The organism is Micromonospora aridisoli, from assembly GCF_056150025.1.
This window is the reverse complement of record NZ_JAXCFK010000047.1, coordinates 1-760: the sequence shown is the minus strand read 5'-3', so window position 1 is coordinate 760 and position 760 is coordinate 1. Positions and strand designations below refer to the sequence as shown.

Annotated in this window: 1 protein-coding gene; it reads left to right on the top strand. The window is 68.7% G+C overall.

What is annotated here, in order from left to right; all coding sequences use genetic code 11:
- On the top strand, positions 1–629 hold a 629-nt coding region (locus SM447_RS29250), incomplete at its 5' end, for a transposase family protein (protein WP_474576097.1).
- Between the last annotated feature and the right edge of the window lie 131 nt (positions 630–760).

Genomic DNA, 760 nt, shown 5'->3' with positions numbered 1-760 from the left:
ACGGCGACACCTACACCCGCCTGGCCGCCGGATTCGACATCGGCGTCACGACCGCCTGGCGTTATGTCCGCGAGGCCATCGACCTGCTCGCCGCGACCGCCGACGACCTGGCCACGGCCATGACCAGGATCCGTCTGCTCGCCTACGCAATCCTCGACGGCACCCTGATCCCGATCGACCGGGTCGCCAACCAGAAGCCGTACTACTCCGGAAAACACAAGCGTCACGGCGTGAACGTGCAGGTCATCGCGGACGCCCGTCGCCCGGCTCGTGTGGGCGTCACCGGCACTGCCCGGTTCGGCACACTGACCGCCGCACGCAGTCATGGCATCATCGATGCCCTGATCAGCGCGGATGTGATGACCTTCGCCGATAAGGACTACCAGGGCGCCCGTGGCAGCGTGCGCACGCCGTTCAAGCGCCACCGATACCGACCGAAGCTGTCCCGCCGCCAGCGGGCCGTCAACCGTGGTCATGCCCGGCTCCGCGCCCGCGGCGAACGAGCCATCGCCACGCTGAAGACCTGGAAGATCCTGACCAAGCTGCGTTGCTGTCCCCGCCGCGCCACGGCGATCGTGCAGGCCATCCTCGTCCTGCACCGCGTCGAGACCAGCCGCTACTCAGGATGAAAACGGCTCACTCATGTCGCGACGCGAACGCCGGGCCAGCGTTTGCCGGGGCGGTGGAGGGCGACGCATGCCGGGAGATCTTCCGGCCGGCTCCGGACGCGCAGGCGTGCCAGGCGGCCTGAGAGCGTGCT